This is a genomic window from Pseudomonas sp. MWU13-3659, from assembly GCF_023757525.1.
GTDB lineage: Bacteria > Pseudomonadota > Gammaproteobacteria > Pseudomonadales > Pseudomonadaceae > Aquipseudomonas > Aquipseudomonas entomophila_E.
The window spans coordinates 1-23,366 of the sequence record NZ_JAMSHW010000025.1 but is presented as its reverse complement, the minus strand read 5'-3'; the positions used below and the strand labels follow the sequence as shown (position 1 = coordinate 23,366).

Annotated in this window: 21 protein-coding genes, 3 pseudogenes and 1 riboswitch; of the genes and pseudogenes, 14 read left to right on the top strand and 10 right to left on the bottom strand. The window is 60.9% G+C overall.

What is annotated here, in order from left to right:
- Window positions 1-2: 2 nt before the first annotated feature.
- On the bottom strand, window positions 3-908 hold the full coding sequence (locus tag NGM28_RS22775) for a LysR family transcriptional regulator (RefSeq protein WP_240066210.1): 906 nt from the start codon (window positions 906-908) through the stop codon (window positions 3-5).
- A 146-nt stretch (window positions 909-1,054) separates the two neighbouring features.
- Between NGM28_RS22775 and NGM28_RS22770 the strand changes: the two genes are divergently transcribed.
- The 6 genes from NGM28_RS22770 to NGM28_RS22745 all read left to right on the top strand — a co-directional run bounded on the left by NGM28_RS22770 (window position 1,055) and on the right by NGM28_RS22745 (window position 4,566).
- Window positions 1,055-1,429 (top strand): c-type cytochrome, encoded by a 375-nt coding sequence (locus NGM28_RS22770; protein ID WP_252091579.1) that lies wholly within the window; start codon window positions 1,055-1,057, stop codon window positions 1,427-1,429.
- A gap of 360 nt (window positions 1,430-1,789) precedes the next feature.
- Window positions 1,790-2,047 carry a hypothetical protein gene (locus tag NGM28_RS22765; protein ID WP_252091640.1) on the top strand — a complete coding sequence of 86 codons (258 nt, stop codon included), beginning with the start codon at window positions 1,790-1,792 and terminating at the stop codon, window positions 2,045-2,047.
- Between the two features lie 144 nt (window positions 2,048-2,191).
- Window positions 2,192-2,479, top strand: coding sequence for a DUF3077 domain-containing protein (locus tag NGM28_RS22760; protein WP_213660922.1), 288 nt, complete (start codon window positions 2,192-2,194; stop codon window positions 2,477-2,479).
- A gap of 191 nt (window positions 2,480-2,670) precedes the next feature.
- Window positions 2,671-2,875: riboswitch (cobalamin riboswitch) on the top strand.
- Window positions 2,876-2,969: 94 nt separating this feature from the next.
- The gene (locus NGM28_RS22755) at window positions 2,970-3,707 is read left to right on the top strand and encodes a (2Fe-2S) ferredoxin domain-containing protein (RefSeq protein WP_252091577.1); all 738 of its coding nucleotides are present in this window, start codon (window positions 2,970-2,972) and stop codon (window positions 3,705-3,707) included.
- A gap of 115 nt (window positions 3,708-3,822) precedes the next feature.
- Window positions 3,823-4,152, top strand: coding sequence for a DUF3630 family protein (locus tag NGM28_RS22750; RefSeq protein WP_240066153.1), 330 nt, complete (start codon window positions 3,823-3,825; stop codon window positions 4,150-4,152).
- A gap of 84 nt (window positions 4,153-4,236) precedes the next feature.
- On the top strand, window positions 4,237-4,566 hold the full coding sequence (locus NGM28_RS22745; RefSeq protein WP_240066152.1) for a hypothetical protein: 330 nt from the start codon (window positions 4,237-4,239) through the stop codon (window positions 4,564-4,566).
- A 302-nt stretch (window positions 4,567-4,868) separates the two neighbouring features.
- Here the strand turns inward: NGM28_RS22745 and NGM28_RS22740 are convergent, their stop codons facing one another.
- Window positions 4,869-5,783, bottom strand: coding sequence for a LysR family transcriptional regulator (locus tag NGM28_RS22740; RefSeq protein ID WP_252091575.1), 915 nt, complete (start codon window positions 5,781-5,783; stop codon window positions 4,869-4,871).
- A 102-nt stretch (window positions 5,784-5,885) separates the two neighbouring features.
- Between NGM28_RS22740 and NGM28_RS22735 the strand changes: the two genes are divergently transcribed.
- The 4 genes from NGM28_RS22735 (at window position 5,886) to hutH (ending at window position 10,146) form a co-directional block, all read left to right on the top strand.
- A complete protein-coding gene (locus NGM28_RS22735; RefSeq protein ID WP_252091574.1) occupies window positions 5,886-6,854 on the top strand; it encodes an ABC transporter substrate-binding protein in 969 nt (322 codons plus the stop codon).
- A 74-nt stretch (window positions 6,855-6,928) separates the two neighbouring features.
- Window positions 6,929-7,780: an ABC transporter permease gene (locus NGM28_RS22730; protein ID WP_252091572.1), complete on the top strand. Its 852-nt coding sequence runs from the start codon at window positions 6,929-6,931 to the stop codon at window positions 7,778-7,780.
- Window positions 7,777-8,610: a quaternary amine ABC transporter ATP-binding protein gene (locus NGM28_RS22725; protein ID WP_252091570.1), complete on the top strand. Its 834-nt coding sequence runs from the start codon at window positions 7,777-7,779 to the stop codon at window positions 8,608-8,610. Before NGM28_RS22730 ends, NGM28_RS22725 begins: the two co-directional genes overlap by 4 nt.
- Before the next feature lie 12 nt (window positions 8,611-8,622).
- A complete protein-coding gene (gene hutH, locus NGM28_RS22720; protein WP_240066147.1) occupies window positions 8,623-10,146 on the top strand; it encodes a histidine ammonia-lyase in 1,524 nt (507 codons plus the stop codon).
- Between the two features lie 341 nt (window positions 10,147-10,487).
- Here hutH and NGM28_RS22715 read toward each other — a convergent pair.
- From NGM28_RS22715 to NGM28_RS22690, 6 genes and pseudogenes are all read right to left on the bottom strand, one after another.
- Window positions 10,488-10,595, bottom strand: a pseudogene (locus NGM28_RS22715) (LysR family transcriptional regulator); the annotation flags it as partial.
- 57 nt (window positions 10,596-10,652) lie between these two features.
- Complete coding sequence (locus NGM28_RS22710) at window positions 10,653-11,210, bottom strand: hypothetical protein (protein WP_240066146.1); 558 nt, start codon at window positions 11,208-11,210, stop codon at window positions 10,653-10,655.
- A gap of 331 nt (window positions 11,211-11,541) precedes the next feature.
- Window positions 11,542-13,950: a TonB-dependent siderophore receptor gene (locus tag NGM28_RS22705; RefSeq protein ID WP_252091568.1), complete on the bottom strand. Its 2,409-nt coding sequence runs from the start codon at window positions 13,948-13,950 to the stop codon at window positions 11,542-11,544.
- A gap of 81 nt (window positions 13,951-14,031) precedes the next feature.
- The gene (locus NGM28_RS22700; protein WP_252091566.1) at window positions 14,032-15,030 is read right to left on the bottom strand and encodes a FecR domain-containing protein; all 999 of its coding nucleotides are present in this window, start codon (window positions 15,028-15,030) and stop codon (window positions 14,032-14,034) included.
- Window positions 15,027-15,533: a sigma-70 family RNA polymerase sigma factor gene (locus tag NGM28_RS22695; RefSeq protein WP_240066143.1), complete on the bottom strand. Its 507-nt coding sequence runs from the start codon at window positions 15,531-15,533 to the stop codon at window positions 15,027-15,029. The genes NGM28_RS22700 and NGM28_RS22695 overlap by 4 nt, the downstream gene beginning before the upstream one ends.
- 132 nt (window positions 15,534-15,665) lie before the next feature.
- Window positions 15,666-15,916: pseudogene (locus tag NGM28_RS22690) on the bottom strand (type 2 periplasmic-binding domain-containing protein); the annotation flags it as partial.
- Between NGM28_RS22690 and NGM28_RS22685 the strand changes: the two are divergent.
- Window positions 15,906-16,034 (top strand): annotated as a pseudogene (locus NGM28_RS22685) (LLM class flavin-dependent oxidoreductase); the annotation flags it as partial. The pseudogenes NGM28_RS22690 and NGM28_RS22685 overlap by 11 nt on opposite strands.
- Before the next feature lie 163 nt (window positions 16,035-16,197).
- The gene (locus tag NGM28_RS22680; RefSeq protein WP_353620533.1) at window positions 16,198-16,782 is read left to right on the top strand and encodes an arginase family protein; all 585 of its coding nucleotides are present in this window, start codon (window positions 16,198-16,200) and stop codon (window positions 16,780-16,782) included.
- A 67-nt stretch (window positions 16,783-16,849) separates the two neighbouring features.
- Here the strand turns inward: NGM28_RS22680 and NGM28_RS22675 are convergent, their stop codons facing one another.
- A complete protein-coding gene (locus NGM28_RS22675) occupies window positions 16,850-18,427 on the bottom strand; it encodes an alpha/beta hydrolase (RefSeq protein WP_502943883.1) in 1,578 nt (525 codons plus the stop codon).
- A gap of 333 nt (window positions 18,428-18,760) precedes the next feature.
- Here NGM28_RS22675 and NGM28_RS22670 point away from each other — a divergent pair, with 333 nt between their 5' ends.
- Together NGM28_RS22670 and NGM28_RS22665 are read left to right on the top strand one after the other, a co-directional pair.
- Window positions 18,761-20,482, top strand: a complete 1,722-nt coding sequence (locus NGM28_RS22670; RefSeq protein WP_252091562.1) for a hypothetical protein — start codon at window positions 18,761-18,763, stop codon at window positions 20,480-20,482.
- Between the two features lie 186 nt (window positions 20,483-20,668).
- A complete protein-coding gene (locus NGM28_RS22665; protein WP_240066140.1) occupies window positions 20,669-21,598 on the top strand; it encodes a malate dehydrogenase in 930 nt (309 codons plus the stop codon).
- A gap of 79 nt (window positions 21,599-21,677) precedes the next feature.
- Here the strand turns inward: NGM28_RS22665 and NGM28_RS22660 are convergent, their stop codons facing one another.
- Window positions 21,678-22,904 (bottom strand): MFS transporter, encoded by a 1,227-nt coding sequence (locus tag NGM28_RS22660; protein WP_240066139.1) that lies wholly within the window; start codon window positions 22,902-22,904, stop codon window positions 21,678-21,680.
- Window positions 22,905-23,366 lie beyond the last annotated feature (462 nt).

The following is a 23,366-nucleotide window of genomic DNA, read 5'->3' as shown; positions in this document are numbered from 1 at the left end:
CATCAGGTGCCTTGGCTGCACGCCAGGATCGCATCCCTGATCCAGCGGTTCGCCGGGTCTGCATCCTTGCGCGAGTGCCAGGCCTGTTGGTACGACAGCACCGGCAGGTCCAGCGGGGCATCGAAGGTGCGCAGCGTAGGGTAACGGTCGAGGCCCTGCACCGCCCAACTTGCCACCGTGAGGATGAGGTCGGTACCGGCGATGAGTTCGATGGCGGCACTCCAGTGCGGCAGTGCCACGGCGATCCTGCGCCGTACCCCCATGTGCGCCAGCACGCGTTCGATCTCATCATTGGCATCAGGGCGCAGGGCGAGCATGACGTGCGGACGCTCCAGCCACTCCTCGAGCGACAGGCAGCCGCACGCCGGCAGGGCGCTTTCATCGGCGAGGCTGACGAAGTGTTCGGGGAACAGCTCCTGCACCAGGACGCCTTGGGGGTATTCCGGGAAAATGCCCAGTGCCACGTCGAGCTCGCCATCCGCCAGCTGGGCCATCATGGTCTCCCGGTTGGCCTGGCTGACCGCCAGGTCCACCCCGGGCGCGACGCGGCGAACATGACGAACCAGCCTGGGCAGCACACGGCGCGCAGCGTAGTCGGAAAGTGACAACCGGAAGCGCGCCTGGGATTGGCCCGGGTCGAAGTTGGATGCCCCCAGCAGATCATTGAGATGCCTCAGGGACTGCTCGAGCGGCCCCAGCAGGCTTTGAGCGCGGGCGGTCAGCACCAACTGGCCGTCACGGCGTATCAGCAAGGGGTCGTCGAAGTGCAGGCGAAGTTGAGCCAGGGCATGGCTGACGGCGGGCTGGCTTTTATGCAGGCGCACCGATGCACGTGTCACGTGCCGTTCCAGCAACAGCGCGTGGAGGGTCAGCAGGAGGTTGAGGTCGATCCGTCGTAGTGCTTCCAGCATGTGCTCGATTCTGTCCGATGCGTCGGGGCAGGGTAGCAACATGTCGAAGGGGATGACAGCTGCGCACTTATGGATGGCGCGGTCGGGTGGTGGCGTGTGATGCTGGTATCAAATGGATTTTGAGCCGTGGGAGCTGCTTGGGAATGAATGTTTCACGTATTGCGATGCTGGGGTTCTTGTCACTGCTGCAAGCGCCGCTGTCCTTGGCGGAAAACGCCAACGGAAAAAACCTCTTCGTGCAGCGGTGTGCCGTGTGCCATGGCGCGGATATCAAGGGGACGGGGCCGTTGGCCAAAAAGAGCAACCCGCCAACGCCGGACCTTACCAGCGCTGCGTTCAAGAAGCGCTTGAACGACTATCCAGGCGTTATCGTGTCTTCGGTCATCCTTCGCCCAAATGGAAACCTGATTCCGAAAACGCTGCAGGAGAACGGGGTGAAGATCCCGCCGCATGCCTGGAGCGTCAAGGATTTTCGCGACCTGCATGAATACATGAGTGGCGTGATTTTGAGGAAATGACTAGCTGGGGATGAAGTCCCACATGGGCTAATCAGACTTTCCCCATTTCACGTAGGGCGTTTCCCAAGCATGCTTTGAGCACTTTTGCGCTATCGAAGTGACGGCTAGTCTCGCCGGGTCGTTGCCAAATCAACGACCGGGCCTGCAAGCCCGTCTGAACATCGATCTGTGCTCACTTTCTGAGTCGCTGGCGCTTGTCAGTGGTTGTGCTCAATGGTGGCTGCGTGCGGTTGGCCTTCGGGCCGGCCGGGTTAGTGCTCGATGTTCCCCGGACTTGCAGACCCGCACGTAGCCGCCACCCATCTCCCGGCAGGTGATCGGGTGCCCGGTTGATCATTCATGAACGTCGAGTATGAAGTCATGTTGAAGATCGTCCCGGATCCACCACCTTCCATCGAATCCCCTCATTTCCTCGAAGACACCTTGGTCCACGCCACCGAGTACGTCATGTGCGCGCTGGCGGTGACGCATCAATCGCTGACTCACCTGCCCAAATCACCTGCCACGCTGGTGATGCTGACGGTGATGCACGAACTCGATGCCACCCGCACGTTGCTGGAGTCGGCGTTGGCTCAGCTACAGATGAGCACCCGGCCGCCGTCATACACGCTGCACTGACAGCCCTGCGCAGGCCCCTGTAGGAGCGGCTTCAGCCGCGATGCAGGCACCGCGGTACCTGGCACCAGCGTTGCTGGTGATCGCGGCTGAAGCCGCTCCTACAGGTAGCTCGGTCACCCCTTCAAAGCTTCAGAGGAACCTCGAATGGACAACGATCTCCCAGCAGACCACGGCCAACTCGGCTGGACCGTCGGCGCGTGCACGTTCATGGAAGGCGCCACCAAAGGCACGCGCCTGTTCCGCGTAGAGCCCGGCAACTGCGCCAATCACGCCATGGAACAAGCCTCGGTGCTACTCGATAGCGCCCGCCGCGCCTCATTCATCGGTGTGATGGACAACGAACCGGTGCTGGTCTGGGCGTCGCACTACCTCAGCGATATGGCCAAGGCGTTGATGGACGATGCGCATATGGGGATCTTGAAGAAAGTCTGAAATGGCAACCCAGCCACGACGTTTCAAATAGGTGCGCAACCTAGGGGAATCGATGCCTTCGCCTGGTGATTGGCCCGGCTGTGCCGGGCATCGCCAGCAAGGCTGGCTCCTACGGTTCCTGGTGCAGCATTGGCCTCTGTGGGAGTGCCGGGCCTGGTTCACCACCTTGACGCGCACTGCACCGAATGTTCACATGCCGCCCAGTTTCAGGTGTCCCAAGCCGCCGCGCCTGGGGTGAAACGGGAAACCGGTACGCGCTTCGCGCCAGTCCGGTGCTGCCCCCGCAACGGTATGCGAGTGATGCCCTCAATCAGACCACTGTGGCCAGCCGGCCATGGGAAGGCGAGGGCATCCAGCCTCGCGAGCCCGGAGACCGGCCTGGAATCTTTTGGCGACAATCCTGCGGAGGGCAGGCATGGGTCGGTCTGGGCCCATGCTCGATGCCTGCCTGTGTGTGCTTCTGCGAAATTCACTTCGAGAAGAGCATGTGATGACTTACCAGCGCGTCTTGTTTGTCGGGCCGGGCCTTGCGGGCGGTTCAGCGGCCGAAGCTTTTGGCGCGGAGATCCGCCAGCTGCGGGGCGAATCCGCTCGGGACGATGTCGTCGACACCCTGGACGGGTTTGAGGGCCTGTGGGCGGTCTTGCGCAAGACCTTCGCCGACGGGCTGGAACGCGTGCTGGTGGTGGACCTGGAACCCATCTCCGACGGCGCCTACCTGGACTGGCTGCGCGATGAACTGGGGCGCATCGCACGTGAGCATGGGCACCAGCCGCAAGTCTGGGTCACGGCGCAGGCGTTGGGACGCCGTGGCCTGGATGCGCGAATGGCCTGTGCGAGCATCGAGGATCACTCACGGCATCTGGCCTGCGATCAGGTCAATGCCGTGGCAGCCGACGCCGACTGGTCGAAGATCCCGGACCATGCACGCCAGGTGTTCCTTTGCACTGGCCCGCGTTGCGTCCGTCGAGGCGCCTTGCCACTGTGGAAGCAACTGCGCCGCGAGTTGCTGCAGCGGCAACTGATCGAGGTGCCGGGTGGTGTGCTGCTGACGCGCACGGCTTGCCAGTTCCCCTGCAACCTGGGGCCGGTGCTGACGGTGTACCCCGACGCTTGCTGGTATCGGGTGCGCGACAATGAAGAGGTGCAGCACCTCGTCGAGGTACATCTGTCGGGCGGCGAGGTTGCGACCAAACTGCTGGTTCACGGGCGAGAGCTCAATCGGTAGGGGTTGAGGGTTACGCCAAACATGCAAGTGGTCGTGCGTAGGTCATTCAGTCTCACTTTGGTGCGAGAGTCGGTTGGGTAGGGAAGGGATGTTCGGCTTTAATCCAGGTGGTGCTATGGCCGCTTACGACCCATTGCTGCCGCTCGCGAGAAACACGAAAATCTGCATTCGCTTGGTGAGGTGGCGCATGACGACCATAGAAATATCAGAACTCGCCGACTGGAAACTGTTCGAGAACGTGGCTCAGAAGCTTGAGCACGGATTAAGCGGTTACTGGAATGAAAAATTGGACGGACTTGACCAGCGCTATTGGGATCTCATAGTGGGCGAACAGACGCTTACCCTTCACCTTGAGCACTATCTGGGCATTTCAGTATCTGTACCTGATAATGCCGATGAGATGGCTCAACGAGTACGTGCATTGTTGAGTAGCTGTGGCGCGTAGCCGGCAGCGGCTGAAAGCACGCAGAAGCCGGTCAATACGGTCACTACCATTCCAAGCACACTAGTGAGTATTCGGAGGAAGTAGATGAGCGAGAATTTCACCTATGTATGGTTACTGCCGCTGCTGGAAAAGCCGTTAGAAGAAGGCGCACAAGAGTTGCCCCGTGCGATAAAAGACCTTGGAGAAAAATGCACACTTCCTGCCGGCATAGCTTTGCAGCCGCTGGTCGTTACAGCGCTGACGTCACATTCCGACTATTGGTCGGGGTTAGCGCTCAAATGGTTGGAAGATGGGTTCCCTATGGATCCCGAACTGACCACGCTATTGATTCAGAGCGCCGAGGATCGGACGCTGGCTCAGTCTCGACGCCACAGGGCACGTAAGCTTGCCTGTCGACAAAGGTCAAGAGTTTGAACCCATGTCCGCTTCCTGTTAATTGCCGTGCTGTCTGCATGGCTGCCATGGGTCGAAAGCAGACACTCCTCAGGTGGCAGTCGAACGCACTTACCTAGCGTGACCCACTGTCGATCTGGTGCTGCTTGCCAGCCACATAGCACTCCCCGCCAGGCCCAACGGATGCCCATTTTCAGAGGGGCATCTGCGATTTCATTGCGCCGCTCAGCACTGAGTAAACACTGGCATGGCCGCTAGATCGAGCTCGCCGGGCATCTCATCTACCCGCCAGCAATCGTCATGTGACATTCCCCACCCGTTGTTCATTCGGACGCAAACGACGGTCGCTCCGCGAACCATGCCACCGCCAGCTCCTTGAACGCCTCGGCCGAAGGCGTCAGCGGGTAGCGCTGATCATGCGCCAGCACGATGCTGTGGGTTGGCAGTTTCTCCTGCGTCGGCCGACATACCAGCGCTTGACCATCGTAACTACGGTCACCAAATGGCCGGGTATAGATCAGCGCCACGCCAAAGCCATTGGCGACGAGGCTGCGTTGCAGCTCAAAGGTGCGCACACGGTGCACAACGGCAGGGGAAAGGTCGTAAAAGCTGAACAGATCCAACACATGCTGCCAACTGTGGACCTGGTCGGTGACTACCAGGGTGTATTCGGAGAGCGCCTTGAGGCTGACACGCGACTCTTTGGCCAACGGGTGATCGGCCGACAGCAGCACCTGGGCGGTCAGCTGGCACAGCTGGGTGCAATGCGTGTTCGGCGGTAAACCCAGGTCGTAGGTGATGGCCAGTTCTATCGCGCCCTCACTGAGCCGCTTGCCAACATAATCGAAGCTGCCATCGCGCATATCGACCGTGACCCTTGGGCAGGCCTCCTGCATCCGGCGCACGATTTGCGGCAGGCAATAGGGCGCCAGGTCTTCAAAGCAGCCGACCACCAGTTCGCCGACACACTCGCCGGCATTGGCATGGATCTCGGCAAAGGTCTGAGCCTCTGCCAGCACGCGACGGGCCTGGACCATGACGGTACGACCGAATGGGGTCAGCGATATCCCGAGGCCACGTTGGCGTATGAAGATCGATTGGCCCAGCACCTCCTCCAGTTCGGTGATGGCCGCCGAGATGGAAGGTTGTGAAACATGAAGCTCCATGGCGGCAGTGGTCAGGTTTCCGTGCTTGGCCGCTGCGAGCGCGTAGCGAAGCTGTCGCAGTGTGAACTTCATAGCTTTTTCCGTGGTGATGCATCAGGACTTATTATTTTATCCTTTTTTAAGGTTGTGAAATATTTCTCCTGCGCAGTGATCATCTTGTTTGGGAGCTTCACAATGACAATTACAAAGGCTCTGCTGACCACGACACTTTCTCTAGGGCTCTTGGCGTCCGCTGGCGCCAGCCAGGCGGCCGGTTGGTGCGAGTCCGGCAAACCGGTGAAATTTGCCGGGTTGAACTGGGAAAGCGGGATGCTGCTCACCGAGGTGATGCAGTTCGTGCTGAAAAATGGCTATGGCTGTGACACCGACAGCCTGCCGGGCAACTCCATCTCCATGGAAAACGCCCTGAGCAGCAACGATATCCAGGTTTTCGCCGAGGAGTGGGTAGGGCGCAGCGAGGTCTGGAACAAGGCTGAGGCCGCCGGCAAGGTCGTCGGCGTCGGCTCACCGGTGGCTGGCGCGGTGGAAGGCTGGTATGTGCCGCGTTATGTGATCGAAGGCGATGCCAAGCGCAAACTCGAAGCCAAGGCACCGAACCTCAAGAGCATCGCCGACCTGGGGCAATACGCCCAGGTGTTCAAGGATCCGGAAGAACCGGACAAGGGGCGTTTCTACAACTGCCCGGCCGGCTGGACCTGCGAGCTGGACAACAGCGAAATGCTCAAGCGTTATGGCCTGGAAAACACCTACACCAACTTCCGCCCGGGCACCGGCCCGGCACTGGATGCCGCCGTGCTGTCGAGCTACAAGCGTGGCGAGCCGATCCTCTTCTACTACTGGTCGCCAACCCCGCTGATGGGCCAGGCCGAGCTGGTCAAGCTGGACGAGAAGCCAGGCGTGGATAAATCCGTGACCATCAAGGTGGGTGTGTCGAAGACGTTCCACGAGCAGGCGCCGGAGCTGGTGGCTGTGCTGGAAAAGGTCAATCTGCCGATCGATCTGCTGAACCAGAACCTGGCGCGCATGAGCAGGGATCGTATCGAGTCGGCGGAACTGGCCAGGTTGTTCCTCAAGGAGCACCCCGAGGTTTGGCACAGCTGGGTCAGCGAAGACGCAGCCAAAAAGGTAGATGCGGCACTCTGAGGGTGTGGGCGGGGCCGGCGCCTGCCGGACAGGCCACATAGCAGTCCGCTTCATGCATTGCTCGAGAGAAATCCATGTTTCCCAAAGACTTCACGTTTTCCATTGCCGACTGGGTCAATGGTTGGGTCGACGCGCTGGTCACCAACTACGGTGACGTGTTCCGGCACATTTCCGACACCCTGCTGTGGGCCATCGTCAACCTCGAAGGTTTGCTGCGCGCAACACCCTGGTGGCTGATGCTGGCCATCGTCGGCGGTCTCGCCTGGCACGCCACCCGTAGAGCCGTACCCACGGCGGTGATCGTCGGCCTGCTCTTTCTGGTCGGTGCGGTCGGGCTCTGGGACAAGCTGATGCAGACCCTGGCGCTGATGCTGGTAGCCACGCTGATCTCGGTCCTGGTCGGCATCCCGCTGGGTATCCTGTCGGCGCGCAACGATCGCCTGCGGGCGGTGTTGATGCCGCTGCTCGACATCATGCAGACCATGCCCAGCTTCGTGTACCTGATCCCGGTATTGATGCTGTTCGGCCTGGGCAAGGTACCGGCAATCTTTGCCACCGTCATCTATGCCGCCCCGCCGCTGATTCGCCTGACCGACCTGGGCATTCGCCAGGTGGATGGCGAGGTCATGGAGGCGATCAACGCGTTCGGTGCCAATCGCCTGCAGCAACTGTTCGGCGTGCAGTTGCCACTGGCGTTGCCGAGCATCATGGCCGGTATCAACCAGACCACCATGATGGCCCTGTCGATGGTGGTCATCGCGTCGATGATCGGTGCCCGTGGCTTGGGTGAAGACGTCCTGGTCGGCATCCAGACCCTCAATGTGGGGCGCGGCCTCGAAGCGGGCCTGGCCATTGTGATTCTGGCGGTCGTGATCGACCGCATTACCCAGGCCTATGGCCGGCCACGGCATGGGGTGGGCAAATGAGCAGCAAGCAGACGATGAACAAGATCGAAGTCAAACATGTGTTCAAGATCTTCGGTGCACGTACCGAAGATGCCCTGAACCTGATCCGCCAGAACAACACCAAAGAGCAGGTCCTGGCCGAAACCGGCTGCGTGGTCGGGGTCAACGACCTCTCGTTGTCCATCGGCAGCGGTGAGATCTTCGTGATCATGGGGCTGTCGGGCTCGGGCAAGTCGACCCTGGTGCGTCACTTCAACCGCCTGATCGACCCCACCAGCGGTCAGATCCTGGTCGATGGCGAGGACATTCTGCAATACGACATGCAAGCCCTGCGCGAATTCCGCCGGCGCAAGATCAGCATGGTGTTCCAGAGCTTCGGCCTGTTGCCGCACCGTACCGTGCTGGACAACGTCGCCTACGGCCTGAAAGTCCGTGGCGAGAGCAAAACCCTGTGCACGGAGCGTGCCCTGCACTGGATCAACACCGTGGGCCTCAAGGGCTACGAGCGATCGTACCCGCACCAGTTGTCGGGCGGCATGCGCCAGCGCGTGGGCCTGGCGCGTGCCCTGGCTGCCGACACCGACATCATCCTGATGGACGAAGCCTTCAGTGCGCTTGACCCGCTGATTCGCGCCGAAATGCAGGACCAGTTGCTGGAGCTGCAAAAGACCCTGCACAAGACCATCGTCTTCATCACCCATGACCTGGACGAAGCGGTGCGCATCGGCAACCGAATTGCCATTCTCAAGGACGGCCGCCTGATCCAGGTCGGCACGCCGAAGGAAATCCTCTACCAGCCTGCGGACGAATACGTAGATCGTTTCGTGCAGCGTCGCGTAGCTTCGCTTTAAGGAACCGCGTGTATGTCGTTTGCCGAAAAAATCATCATCGCCGAGGCGCCCGTTCGCTGGCAGGACGTGGTGGCTGTGGCCCGGCATGGCGCGAAGCTTGAGCTGGCCCCATCGGCCTGGGCGCGGATCGAGAACGCCCAGGCGATTGTCCAGCGCATCGTTTCCAGCGGTGATCGCGCCTATGGCGTCAACACCGGGCTTGGCGCCTTGTGCAATGTCTCGTTGCAGGACGAACAACTCAGCCAGCTCTCGCACAACACCTTGCTCAGCCATGCCTGCGGCGTGGGTGCCGCGCTGTCGGACGAACAGACCCGGGCGATCATGTGCGCGGCGATCATCAACTTCTGCCAGGGCCGTTCCGGCCTTCAGCGCAAGGTGGTCGAGGCGCTGCTGACCCTGCTCAATCAGCACATCACGCCGCAGGTTCCGAAACAGGGGTCGGTGGGGTATCTGACCCACATGGCCCATATCAGCATCAGCTTGCTGGGCGTCGGCCAGGTCAGCTATCGCGGCCAGATCGTGCCGGCGCAGCAAGCCTTGGCCGAGGTCGGCCTGGCGCCGATCAAACTGGGGGCCAAGGATGGTCTGTGCCTGGTCAACGGCACCCCTTGCATGACCGGCCTGAGCTGCCTGTCTCTGGATGACGCCACCCGTTTGAGCCAATGGGCGGACGTTATCGGCGCCATGAGCTTCGAGGCCCTGCGCGGCCAGCTCGATGCCTTCGACCCTGAAATCATCGCGCTCAAACCCCACCCCGGCATGCAGCGTGTGGGCAGCAATTTGCGTCGCCTGCTGGACGGTAGTGAAATCATTGCCAGCAGCCAGGGCATTCGCACCCAGGACGCCTTGAGCATTCGCTCGATTCCGCAGGTTCATGGCGCCGCGCGCGATCAGTTGGAACACGCGGCAAGGCAGATCGAAACCGAACTCAACTCCACGACCGACAACCCGATGCTGCTGGGTACACCCGAGGCATATCGAGTGGTTTCCCAAGCGAATCCGCACGGCCAGTCCGTGGCCATGGCGGCCGATTTGCTGGCCATCGCAGTGGCCGAGATCGGGGCGATTGCCGAGCGTCGACTGGATCGCCTGATAAACCCGTTGGTCAGCGGTTTGCCGGCCTTCCTGGTCAGCCAACCGGGTGTGAACTCGGGGATGATGATTGTCCAGTACGTGGCCGCTTCACTCTGTGCCGAAAACCGTCAGCTGGCCCAACCGGCCGTCATCGACAACTACGTCACCTCCGGCCTGCAGGAGGATCATCTGAGCATGGGCACCAATGCCGGGTTGAAGCTGCACCGCGCCTTGGAGAACTGTACGCAGATCCTCGCCATCGAGTACCTGTTGGCGGCCCAGGCATTCGAGTTCCTCAAGGAGCAGCGCTTTGGCGCAGGCACCCACGTTGCCTGGCGGTTGTTGCGCGAACGGGTCCCGGCCTATACCCAGGACCGTTGGCTGGCCCCGGATATCGCCAGCAGTGCATCGATCCTGAAGGACCCCGGCCTGCTTGGCGCTGCCTTCCCCGAGCTGCTGTGACGGGGGCAGGCATCTGGCTGTTTCGACCCGTGCGGGTCGAATCCGGGTGCAATTTCATAACCGGCCACCGTGCCTAATTCTGTTCATTCAAGAATGCCGGGGCTGCTGCGCAGCCTTTTCCGGCCGGTCCGGCGCCCCGGCAAGGCCGCTCCTACATTTCCGCGCTTGCCACCAAAATAAAGGCATACACGGTTGATGTAGGAGCGGCCTTGTGTCGCGATGGGGCGCAAAGCGGCCCCAATTCAGCCGGCCCAGCGCTTAAATGAACAGCGTTAGGCCACCGCGCCGGGTTTCTTGCTGAGACGGCCCCTGACCGAATGTACTGATTTGCAAGCGCGCGCAATCCGCACATTGCCTTCCGGGGTGTCAGGAAACTCGCTGACTGCGGCCAGTTCGATTTCATCGAACCGCGGCGCCACAGACTGCTTGCAGCGCCGGCTGGCTGAAGTGCGTAGGTGTGAACCACAGAGTCGGCCGGGCACCAGGGTGTGATGAGCAGCATTTGCTCACAAGGTGTCGGGGTCGATGCCGATCGCACGAAGGGCTTGAGAGAACGAGCGATCGATGACAGCTTCGCCTGTGGTCGAGGCAGCTTGATCGATAGCCACAATTCGGTACTGCAGCTTTTGCCCAGTCACAAGGTCCCGGATGATCTGCTTCGCTTTTTCGCCGGAGGCCAGCGTGTAGGGGCTCATCATTTGCGTAGCGGAATCCCTGGCCTGCTTTTCGGCATTTTTGACAATTTCAGCGTGCTCACCAGAGGCAGTCACATCCTTCGGGAAAACGGTCGGGGAGAGACTCACCGGGTTTTCCTGCGGGGTGATGGTCCAGGCTTCATGTTGATCGACAAGCAGTTGCACGGTACCGACCGGCAGCCTGGCCCTGCCGCCGGACATCACGCCAACTAAAAGCTCATCACCGTCCTTGCGAATCACCGGGAAGTAGTACACCGGCCTGGTGAAGAACCAGCTGGCACACTCTGTGTCGCCAGTGCTGACCATCATGGTCGTGTTGTTGGTGGACTCGTCCGTCGAAGAGGTCGCTTTCCAGGTGGGTTTGCTCACGGCGCATCCTCCCAGCGAGAGAGCAACAGCGAGCACTACAGTGGTCCATTTCATTGCGAATTCTCAGTGTCCAAGGGGACGAGTGTAACAGGGGGCTAGCTTATCGTTGGCAACGCAGTCGAAGCATCTTCGCCAAGTCGCAGCGCTCTTGACTGAGGGATTATCGGGGTCGAATCTGCCATGGCTCAAACCGTCGCGAAACCAAGTGTCGAGCGCCGCAGGCGCACGCTTTCGAGCCATCGATTTCCAGTAATGTACATTCCGCTGGGTTGTGCGGACGTTGATACTGGATTGAACCGATGGCCCGGGTACAGCACCGAGCGTGCGAACGTCAGAAGTTGTATTTGATACCCGTCATGATGTTTCTTGGCGCGCCGTACATACCGTGATCACCGGCATAGCTGAGGTATTCGCGGTCGAACACGTTGTTCAGATTGACTGACGCACTCAGGTGTTGGTTGAAGTCGTAGCGGGCCATGAGGTTGGTGACGGCGTAGCTGCCCTGAGTGAAGGTGTGCAGGTCGGCACCGGTTTTGCTCTGCCAGTTCACACCGCCGCCGATGGTGACCTTGTCCAGAATTCCCGGCAGGCGATAGCGGGTGAAGGTCTTCAGACTGTGGCGGGGCAGGGTGGTCACGATACGCTGGTCGTGAGCGTCGGTGCTGACCGCATAGGCATAACCGGCAGATGCCTGCCAGCCTTCAGCCAGTTCTCCGTCCAGGGTGAACTCAGCGCCTTTGGTAGTGGTTCCCTGTTCTGACTTGTAAGTGTTGCCGCCTGGGGTATCGATCCAGATCGCCAGGTTGTCCTGCTCGATCTTGAACAGCGCGACGCTGGAGTTCAGCTTGCCGTCGAAGTGGCTGCCTTTGACACCGACTTCATAACCGGTGCCTTCCATCGGATCCAGTGGTTTATTGTTGATGTCGCGAACCCAGGACGACTGAGGGTTGAAGATTTTCGTATAGCTGGCATACAGCGACCACGTGTCGTTGACGTCATATACCACGCCGGCATACGGAATGTAGACGCCGGTTTCCGACTCCTTGGTCTTGGTGTGTTCTGCGTTGTAGGGCTTATCTTCGATGTCGCGCTGCCAGTCGATCACGCGGCTACCCAGCAAGATACTGAGATCGTCGGTGGCGTGCAGGCGCGTGGCGAGGTAGGCGGCGTATTGGGTTTCGTCGGCAGTGGATTTGCCAGTGACGTCGAATGCCGGTTTAACCGAGCCGCCGTTCCAGTTCAGCAGGTTGTCGATCGCGCCGGCCGGAGAGCCGGAGTAGTCGTATTTCCAGCCGCCGTAACTGGGCACGCTCTCGTAGTAGTTGGACAAGGTCACGCCGGCGATCAACTCGTGCTCGCGGCCCAAAAGTCCGAACGGACCGGTCAGGTAGGCATCGATGTTGTTCTGGCGCGGGATACCGGAGAAGCGCACTGGCAACTGGGTGGTGCCGCTTCCATCCGGGTTGAGGCTGCCGTTGACGTAGTTGAAGACTTCGTCGAACTTGTTTTCGGAGTGGGTCAGTTCGATCTTCCCGCTCCAGCCATTGGCGAACTGCTGCTCGATCGAGGTGAAAAAGCTGGTTTGTTCATGGTCGTTGTATGACCAGGTTTGAGCCGAATTGAGCGAGCGCTTGAGGTTGCTGCGAGAGCCGTCGGTGAAACGGGTCGGCAGGCCAGAGCGCATGGGGGAGTCGACGTCCGTGCGTTGATAACTGAAGCCCATGGTCAGCAGGGTGTCCTCAGTCAAGTCAAACTCGGTAATGCCGTAGATCAGTTGCGAGTCCTGCTTGTAGCGGTCGACCCAAGACTGCTCGGTCTTGAAGTCGGCAACCAGACGACCGCGTACATTGCCGGTTTCGGTCAGCGGGCCAGACACATCAAAGCCCGTACCGTAGCGGTCCCAATTACCGGCTTCAGCGGTAACGCTGGCCTGAGCCTCGGCGGTCGGGCGTTTGCGGATCAGGTTGATCGTCGCTGAAGGGCTGCCCAGGCCGCTGATCAGGCCGGTAGCACCGCGCACCACCTCCACACGGTCATACATGGCCATGCTCTGGGTGTAATTGTCCATGCGCTTGACGGTGGGCACACCATCGATTTCAAAGTTCTGAATCTCGAAGCCCCGAGAGAAGTAACCGTCGGATTCGGCACCCAGTCCGTCGCGCAGCACGATGATGCCCGGTGTGGCATCGAGGGTATCGCTGAGATTGGTCAGGCGTTGGTCGTCCAGGCGCTGGCGGGTCATGACGGTCAGCGACTGCGGGGTTTCTTTGGGCGTCAGGTTCAGACGGGTCGAACTGCTGGAGGAGTAGGTGGTGTAGAGCCCGGTACCTTCTGTAGTCGACCCGGGAGCCTTGCCCGAGATTGAAATGCTTTGAAGCTCCAGAGCGGTGGAGACCGGCGCTGGCTGAAGGGTGTATCGCCCATCCGGCTGGCGAACCGCGATGAGTTGGCTGCCCGCGAGTAGCGCCTGTAAAGCACCGTCGACCGTGTAGTCACCACTCAAGCCAGGACTGTTTTGTCCGGCAATCAAGTCATTGGGAAACGACAACAACAAATGGGCTTGCTGGCCCAGTTGATTGAGCGCAGTGCCCAGGGGCGCTGGGGGGATTTCATAGTGTTGCACGCTGCTATCGGCGGCTGCCCACACGGGCGATGAAGTGGCGATCAGCACCGCTGCGGCGCAACCACGGGTGGTGGCGAGCGAGGTTGCGTAGTACGACGAAATACGGCGGTGGTGCATGTGAAGTTTCCCGATGATTTTTGATGTATGGCCTATGAGTCTCGCCAGAAATCAAAACGGCTCATCGAGGACGAAAAAACTTCAAACGTTAGCGGGTGGGGGGCGCAAGTTGACCCACAGGCGAGTGAAACGCTGTACATCCAGTTTCAGTGTCTGGGCGACGGCATCGATGATTCGGTCACTGTCCGCCAGCGGGTAGGTGCCCCATACTTGCAGGTTGGCCAATGCGGGGTCGCACCCAAGATGCCCATGACGATACCGGCCAAGTTCATCGAGGAACGCCTGAAGCGGTTGCCCGTTGGCGACGATCATGCCTTCGGCCCAGGCGGGAGCGGACGCTTGCATTGCACGCTGGTCGAGCATCCCTAGTGGCCCGAAACGAGCCAGTTGTCCGGCTTGCAGGGCAGTCCAGTGGCTGGCTTGAGTCGCAATTACTTGAAGCGAGCCACGATAGACCGCCAACTGGGTTGAGCCATTGTCAAACTGCCGTATGGTGAAGCGCGCCGAGGGCGTCTGCGCCCGAATCTGGGCGGTATCGATAAACAGAGCCGGGTTCAGGGCAGTGTCGATCAAGACCTCGCCGCTGAGCAATCGAAGGTGCCAGCGGTGGTCGGTCGCACGCGCGTTTATCGCACTACGGGTATTGAGCTCAAGCGACAGACCCGAGGCCAGCGCAATACGTTGCTGCTCGCCCACACCCGTGCTGTAGTCGGCACTTATCCGCGACACCATTTCGCTGTCTCGGCTCAACCAGGCGCCGGTGCCTGCAGCCAGCAACAAGGCCAGGCCCTTTATGGCTCGGCGCCTGCTCAGGCCTTCCGGGGAGGGGAGCAACAGGGCCTGTCGGGCGAGGTCTGGATCGCCTCGGGTGCGCAATGAGTCGAGCTGCTCCCCCAGCGCCAAGGCTTTTTCCCAGGCCAGCGCATGCAAGGGGTGTTCATTACGCCATGCCATGAAAGCGGCCTGTGCGGGTGAATCGAAATTGGCCTCTTGCATATCGAGCCACCACTCCATCGCCTCTTCACACATTTTCGGCGATAGCGAGGGTTCCCGGGTAAAGGCGTTCGCGCTGCTCGTCATTGCAGCGATGCCGTCACCAGCATGCAGCGCGCACCCGCCTTGATGATATGGCGCTTGACGGTGGCGATTGAAATACCCAGGCGCTCGGCTATGTCTGCGTGGCTGAGCCCATCCAGTTGCGACCAGAGAAAAGCCTTTTTGACGGCGACATCCAGTTCGCATAGCGCTTCGTCGAGTCGAACCAGCGTCTCGAAAATAATCAATTGGGTCGCCAAATCCGGCAGCACGCTTTCGTCTTCCGTCCGGAGCGCATCCAGATAGGCTTTTTCCAAGCGTGCGCGGCGATAGTGGTTGGACAGGACACTGCGTGCCACCTTGGCCAGGAAAGGCCGAGGCTGGCGGACTTCAAACACCTCGTGGCTGACCAACAGACGCATGAAGGTGTCCTGCATCAAATCAGCAGCGCGGTGCGAGCAGCTCAATTGCCGATATAGCCAGCTACGCAACCAGCGGTGTTGCTGTTCGTAAAGAGCAGTGAACTGAGCGGTATCGACGGATGCCATTAGCGGTCACGGAATCGATGCAAATGAGACTTAGTATCATATTTGACTAATTCAGTGCCGACAAGAACGCAAAACCGATATGGCCAATGTCGGTTATCCCGTGCTCGATGACTGCGCAGAGCAGGCAGAGGGTTGGCCGCTGGTGGCGGCGCGCAACAAAAGCAAGTTTTCATCAAAACTCGGGCCGCGGCGGCTACGGTGGTCGGGGGCGACACCATGAGCCTGCAACCACAACGTCCAGTCGGCATGCTCGGCATCTTGCAGAAGCGGGTATTGCAGGCAGTCCTGCGGCTCATCCAGCGCCGGCCCACCGGCAGCAACACAGGCGCCAGTAGCGGTATCGACGCCAGCCCAGGGTAATCGCCCAGGCCATGGCGTAGGGCTGGGGTCAATCATGCGGCACTGGGCATGCAGATGGCGCGGCGCCCGCCGTTGGAGATCATCGAGGAGCTGGCAGAAGAAGTACTGCCGCTGTTTCCATCGCTGATTGGGCCAGAGCCTCATGCGCAAACCATGGTAGCCATGGCGGGGGTTGCCCGTTTCCATAGGTCGGACACGGGCACTCACCCGCGAGCGGCTGGCCAATGCTCCGCTGCCCTGGTTGAGCGTTACTGCGATGCCTGGGAAAGCGCCAAGGTGACTTGCAGGCGCGCGACAGGCAGGGCTGCTTTCACTGATCCATATCGATGGGCACAGCGATTTCCGTCATCCCGGCAATTACGACCCCGAGCAGACGCTGGGCGCCGTGGCAGGCATGGACCTTGCCCTGGCGACTGGCCGTGGGGAAGCACTGGCGACGCATTGGCCGGGGATAACGGCTCCGCTGGTTGCCGATGCCCACGTCGTGCAGCTGGGTGAGCGTGAAAGCCGCGACGAGGATTTCGCATGGCCCGATATCAACCACACCTCGATCAACCGGATCGATATCTTCGAGGCCTTGGCGATCGGCCCCGATGCCGTTGTACAGCGTATCAGCGGTGTACTTGACCAGGCTGCCGCCCAAGGATTCTGGATTCACCTCGATGTCGATGTGCTGGACCAGGCCAGCATGCCCGCCGTCGACTCCCCGGGGTCTCCAGGGATCGCGCCTGACGACCTGGTGAAGATCATGACGCCCTTCGTGGCCGATCGACGTTGCCGGGGCATGACGGTCACCGTGTTTGATCCTGACCTGGACCCTGATGGACGATTCGCCGCCGTGATCATCGGGATCTTGGCCCGGCTGCCGTTTCCCAACAGTCGCCATTGAGGTCTATCGCTATTCGCCGCCGCTGACGGTCGTCAGCGGCGGCAGGCACGGGGCTGATGCGCAGCACTCACTGGGCGGCTAACGGCGTCTCGGACCGAGACTCGGCGCTCGGCGCATATTGCTCGACCAGGCGCCACAACAATCTACCCATGGGAAGGCGGTAGATATCGCTATGAGCACCCCCGCCCGAGCCCGGTGAGTTGAATTGAGTAATGCCGTTGGATGCATCGATGTAACTGACCTTGCCTCGACTTAACGTCGATGCCGTGCAATGGCTGTCACCTACCTTGCACAGGCTGAACAGGCCATTCGGGGTGGCGGAGGTATCGCTGGCTTTCAAGCAGTCGAATGTGGCGGACTTGGCCGGGGCTGCCGGCCCACAGACCAGGTTCCAGGATTTGATCGAACCGGAGGGGTCGTACCAGAAAACCGGCCCGCCGGCGGCGCCGTCGTGCTCCGAGGCAGTGAGCGCGATATGGGTGTTCTGCAGTTTTGCGAAATCCCGATAGGGGGCGCCTTCCTTGCCGTCTCCGACGGTGAAGCGGTTGATACTGACCGCGCCCTGGAGGCCCACGGCCAGGTCCACATGGCTTTGCGGATAGGCCTGCTGTGGCGCCAGCGCGGGCGAGCTGAACAGCGCACGCATCATGGCGCGCGCGCCGAAGCTGTGGCCGATGGTGACGACTTTGGCCTTGCTCTTGGACGCCGCGAGTGCATTGGGCACGGTCTGGTTGATGAGCATGTTCAGCCAGGTCAGGCCAATTTCGTCGGCGTCGTTGGCCTTGTTGCCATAGCTGAAGAAGTTGGTGAACGAGTTGGACCAGAACGATGGCCAGGTCACACCGATGACGAGAGGGCGAAAGCGAGTGGTGTCGAGGACGTCTGTCTTGGGACGGGTGGCGATGGCCTCTTCGTCTGACGGCTTGTAGACCTGCAGGCTCTGCAGGGCCTTGGCCTGGTCATGCGTTTGCTTTTGCGCTTGGCCAACTTCATAGGCCGCGGCCATCAGGTTGCCCGTAATGTCGTTGATATTGCGTATGGCCTCGTCCTGGGCGGTGTTCCAGCCCATGACCACGACGACGACATGGGTGTAGCGAGAGCCGCCAAGGTCCTCGGTCAGGTTGTGTTCGAGCAACTCCAGTGCTTGCTGGCTCTCTCGGTACAAACTCTTGAGGTTTGATTGAGTCGGCTCCACTTTATGCGGGGCTTTGCAGGCATTCCAGTCACTGACTTTCGTCAGGTTGTAGTCTTTGCGGATGCCGGCCACGGCGTCGCTTACATAAGCGTTGTAAACAAAGCAATGGGACTTGGCCACGTAGCCTGTGGCCTGGTCAAATAGCGCGCCATTCTTGAGTATGTGCGAGACGAACATCGCTTTGGTATCCAGGCGCTGGATGCGATTGATCTGGTGGGACGTATTGGTGCTGCTGTCTTCCTCCTCCTTGAAGTAGGCAGCGTCGGCGTGAAACAGCTTCTTGCTCTCTTTGTTGACCTTGGGACCACCGATGATCGGCTGTGGGCTCTTTTCGAGCGCGACCACGTAACCGGGGAAGTGGAGGGCTGTCCCGGAGGGGAAATAGAGCATGCTGTGGAATTTCACTGCGTTGACGCTATCTACCTTCAGTTCGTTCTCATAGGGCGTCATGACGCGATCCGTCGAGGTGCAGGCGATCATGGTCATGGACATCAGAAGCGCGGACAGTGTCGTCAAACCTGCTTGCGGGAACCTGGGCATGGAGTCCTCCGTGGAGCGGTGTTTTCCATTTGGTTGGGGTGATATCAAAATGACTCTAGCCGCTTTCGCGCATTCAGCATTCACCGCTTCCACTGGTTTCAAGGCCGCTGAGTGGCGAGTCGCGCCATGAACTTGACACTCGAACGTTCGAGACTTTACTGAAGAGGTCAGGTCATTCATTTACCAGCAGTTTGCGATGGGGGCGCAAGCGGACCGGCGACTCACCGGTCAAGGATCCCCCACATGCCCAACGCCAACGATGTGAAGTGGTTCAAGAACCAGTTTCAGAGCCAGATGTCGCCTGCGCTAGCCAATACGCCCTTGACGGTGGACTTCATGGCCGCGATCGCGTGCCAGGAAACGGGAGAAGTCTGGCCGGTACTGCGCAACAAAGGCCTGCCGGTGCCCGAGATCCTGGAACTCTGTGTCGGCGACACCCTGGATGTGAACAAGCAGGATACAAAGAAGGGGCGCCAGGCCTTCCCCAAGGACAAGGCGGCACTGCTGGCCGCCCCCAACGGCCAGGCCATGTTCGACATTGCCCATCAGGCCCTGGTGGACATGGCCAAACATATTGACGGTTACGCCAAAGTTGCCCGCAACCCGGACAAGCTTTGCCATGGCTTCGGGATATTCCAACGTGATTTGCAGTTCTTCAAGACCGACCCCGACTATTTCCTGCAACGGCGCTACGTCAACTTCGACGATGCGTTGCAACTGAGCGTTGCCGAATTGAAGCGCGGCCTCAAGCAACTCGGTCTGAGCAAGCGATCGTCCCTCAGCGACATGGAACTTGCGGCCGTCGGTATTGCTTACAACACCGGCGGCTTCAATCCCCGCAAAGGGCTGCGCCAAGGCTTTTTCGATGGAAAACGGTTCTACGGCGAGCACCTCTTCGACTTCATCCGCTTGGCACACACCGTTGCCGTGGAGGGCCAGCCCCCACTGTTGCCTCAGCCTGCGCCGGGGCTTTCATTGGTGCCCCCTCCCAGCGAGCTGACGGCACAAGGAGAATTCTTCAGGGTCGACACGCGCGAGAGCCCGTTGCGTATGCGCAGCGAACCGCGCAAAAGCGACCCGCCGCAAGCCAACGTGATCGCTAACCTGCCGGACGGCCAGCCAGTGCGAACCGTCACCGGCAAAGTGCGCAATGGTTTTGTGGAGGTGGAGACGTCACTCAACGGTGCCTTGCTGCGCGGTTTCGTTGCACAGAAATTCCTGATCGCAGATTCGACGGTACAGGACATTCCGGTCGTCAGCCCATCTGCATCACCGCCTACCAGTGGTATCGTCGCCGTCTCCATGCCACGCAAGCCGGGTGTGGTGACGCGGCGGGTCGATTTCGCCGGTGCCCATTCACTCAATGAAGCGAACATGCCGCAGCGGCTTGGTGACTCGGCCGACAGTTTGCGCGCTGAACTGGCGGCCATCGTTGACTGGCTGGCCGTGGACAAGCCGGCGCACAAGCGCTACCAGCCCAGGGACGGCTTGACCTTCTGCAATATCTATTGCCATGACTACTGCATGCTGGCAGGTGCGTACCTGCCGCGGGTGTGGTGGACGGAGAAAGCCCTGATCACGCTGTCGCAGGGCACGCCGGTCGAGCCGCTGATCGGCACCTCCCTGCGCGAAATGCGGGCCAACGACCTGTTCCGCTGGCTGCGCGATTTTGGCCCCGACTTTGGCTGGCGCCAGACGGGCACCCTGAGCAAATTGCAGCAGGCCGCCAACCAGGGCGGCATAGCGCTGATCGTTGCGCGGCGCAAGGCGGAAGGGAAGTCCGGGCACATCGTTGCCGTTGTCCCTGAAACGGCGCAGAAGAGCGCGAGGCGCGATGCCAGTGGCGAGGTGGTGGCGCCGCTGCAGAGTCAGGCTGGGGCAAGGAGTTTCCGCATGGAGACGGGGACGGCCAACTGGTGGAACGGCGAGCAGTTTGCCGAGAGTGCTTTCTGGATTCATGGATGATGCGACGCCGTCGAAGGGGGGCGAGCGCTGCGGGTTAACTGCCACGTCGGCTTGTCGCCCCTGGCCCAGCTTTACCAGGCATCGCGCGCAAGACTGGCCCTAATCGAGTGGCCCTTTGGCTTTGGCGGGCAATACTTCTCTGTACAGCCGAGCGTGCGGCGATCAGCACGCTGAGAGAGGTGTGAGGTGAACAAGCTATCAATCGTGGGTGCCGGCATGGTCGGTGAGGCGGCGGCGCAGATCATCGCCCGGGAGGAGTACTGCCGTGAGTTGATGCTGGTCGATGTGCAGGGCGACCTGGCGCAGGGCAAGGCGCTGGACATCTGGCAGGCCGCCGTCGAGTCCGGTTCCGATACCCGGGTTCACGGCGGCGCCAACGCCGAGATGCTGCAGGATTCCGACCTGGTGGTGATCACCGCGGGCGTGCCGCGCAAGCCCGGTCAGTCGCGCCAGGATGTGCTGAGCATCAACCTGCCGATTCTCGACGGCATCATGCAGGACATCAACCGGCATGCTCCGGCGGCGACGGTCCTGGTGGTGTCGAACCCCGTAGACGTGCTGACCTACCGGGCCTGGAGCCTGAGCGGGTTGGGGCGCGGCAAGGTGTTCGGGCAGGCGGGGGTGCTGGATACCGCGCGCATGAAGTGCTTCATTGCCGAGGAAACCGGTTTTTCCGCCCGGGATATCACGGCGCTGGTTCTGGGCGGGCATGGCGACAGCATGGTGCCGTTGATGCGCTGCTGCGCGATCGGTTCGGTGCCGCTGTCTCACTTTCTCTCCAGTGAACAGATAGAACGGATTGTGCAGCGCACGCGCCAGGGCGGCGGCGAGATCCTGGGCTTGAAGAAAATGGGCAGCGCCTGCGATGCGCCGGGCGTGGCCATTGCGCAGATGGTGGATGCCATCGCCAATGGGCGCAATCGCATCCTGCCGACGGTCGCGATTCTCGAGGGCGAGTATGGGCGCAACGACATTGCCATGGGGGTGCCCTGCGTACTGGCGGCAGAGGGGCTTGCACGAGTGATCGAGTTGCCCCTGGATGCGCAGGAGCAGGCGATGTTCGACCACTCCGCGGACGCTGTGGTACGGGACATTGCTGAGATGAAGGCGTTATAGAAGGAGGGCGCTATAAAGGTGGCGGCGAGAGCGCTTGCAGCGCCTTCGAGATCGAGCGCTGCAAGGCTGCCGCCAGGCATTAGGAAGGTTGAGCTGCCAGGCTGTTGCTGACGCTACGCCCCAGTACCAGCACCGTCACAAAGCCGCAGCCAACCAGCGCCGTGGCCAGGCTGAACAGCACCGCGCTGCCCATCTGGTCAACGATCTGCCCGCCGAAGAACGAACCCAGGGCGATGATCACCTGGAACATGGCAACGAACAGGGGCATGCCGCGTTCGACATCCTTGGGCGCCACGACGAACATCCAGATGCTGGCGCAGGCCGGGAAGGCGCCGAAGGCGAAGCCCCACAGTGCGATCAGCATCGCCGCGCCGGTCAGGCTGGTGGCGAAGTAGGGGAACAGCGCGGTGCCGACGCCGATCATCAGCGCCACCAGCATCAAGGTGTGGCGCACGCTCTGGTTGGCGGCGAAACCGGCGAAGATATTGCCCAGTACCCCGGCCACGCCATAAAGCAACAGCAGGGAGCCAATGGTCGGCCCATCGAAACTGGCGTTGTGTTTGAAGAACGGCGCGACATAGGTGTACGCGGCGAAGTGGGCCAGGCCGATCAGCAGGACCGCGATCAGGCCGACCCGAGCCTTCGGGTTGACGAACAGGGCAGGCAGGTCGCTGATGCGGATGGCCTTGTCCGGGTTGAGCCGTGGCAGCAGGAAAACCTGTGCCAGCAGCACCGGTATGCCCACCAGCGCGGTGACCAGGAAGGTCGTGCGCCATCCCATCAGCCCGCTCAACCAGGTACCCACCGGCACGCCCAGTACGGTGGCCAGGGTCACCCCGACCATGATGATCGAGGTGGCCTGCGCCACGCTCACACCCTTGGGCGCCAGGCGGCCGCTGAGGGCGATGGCGGTGGCCCAGAAGCCACCGATGCTGATGCCCAGCAGTACCCGGCCGAACAGCAGCAGGCTGAAGTCGGTGGCGTAGGCCACGACTGCGTTGGCGATGATCATGATCAGCGTCAGGCCGATCAGCAGGTAGCGCCGGTCCAGGGCGCCGATGCCCACCGACAGTAAGGGGGCGGCGAGGGCCGCCATGATACCGGGCAGGGTCACCATCAGCCCGGCGTGGCCGGCACTGATGCCGAGGTCGCTGGCGACATCGTTGAGCACCCCGACCGGGAGGAACTCGCTGGTGACCAGGGCGAAGGCGCCCACGGCAACCGAGAGAATTGCCAGCCATTGCTGGCTGACGCTTTGCTGATCATGTTCGGGACGGCCGTGTGAGGCCTGGCTGGCGCTTGGCATGGTGCGGATTCCAAGGGAGTGTCGCCTGGAGCAGGCGAGAGGAGCGAGGAGACAATTCGGGGCGATTATAGAGGGTGGCCTTTGCACTCAAACAGATGCGCCTTTCGATAGTCATCATCAGCGTGGTCGATGGAACGCCCTGAATAGAGCGCCAGCTGTTGATTGCAAGCGTTTGACGTTAGAGGTGCAGCGCCTATGAGATCGAGTGCCGCCCGCGCGGCGTATCGCGGATGAATCCGCTCCTACATCTATATGCAACGTGGCGCACCTGCAAGACCATGGTTGCCTGTCTGTGTACGGGCTTGGAACAAACCTCTGTAGGAGCGGATTCATCCGCGATGCGCCGCAAGGCGGCGCTCGATCCCCAGAGCGATGCAACTGCTGAGCGCACGCCCGGCGGCCGTGATGCGGTCTTCTCGCTAATTATTTGAATTTATTGAAATTAAAGGTTGACGGGGTTTC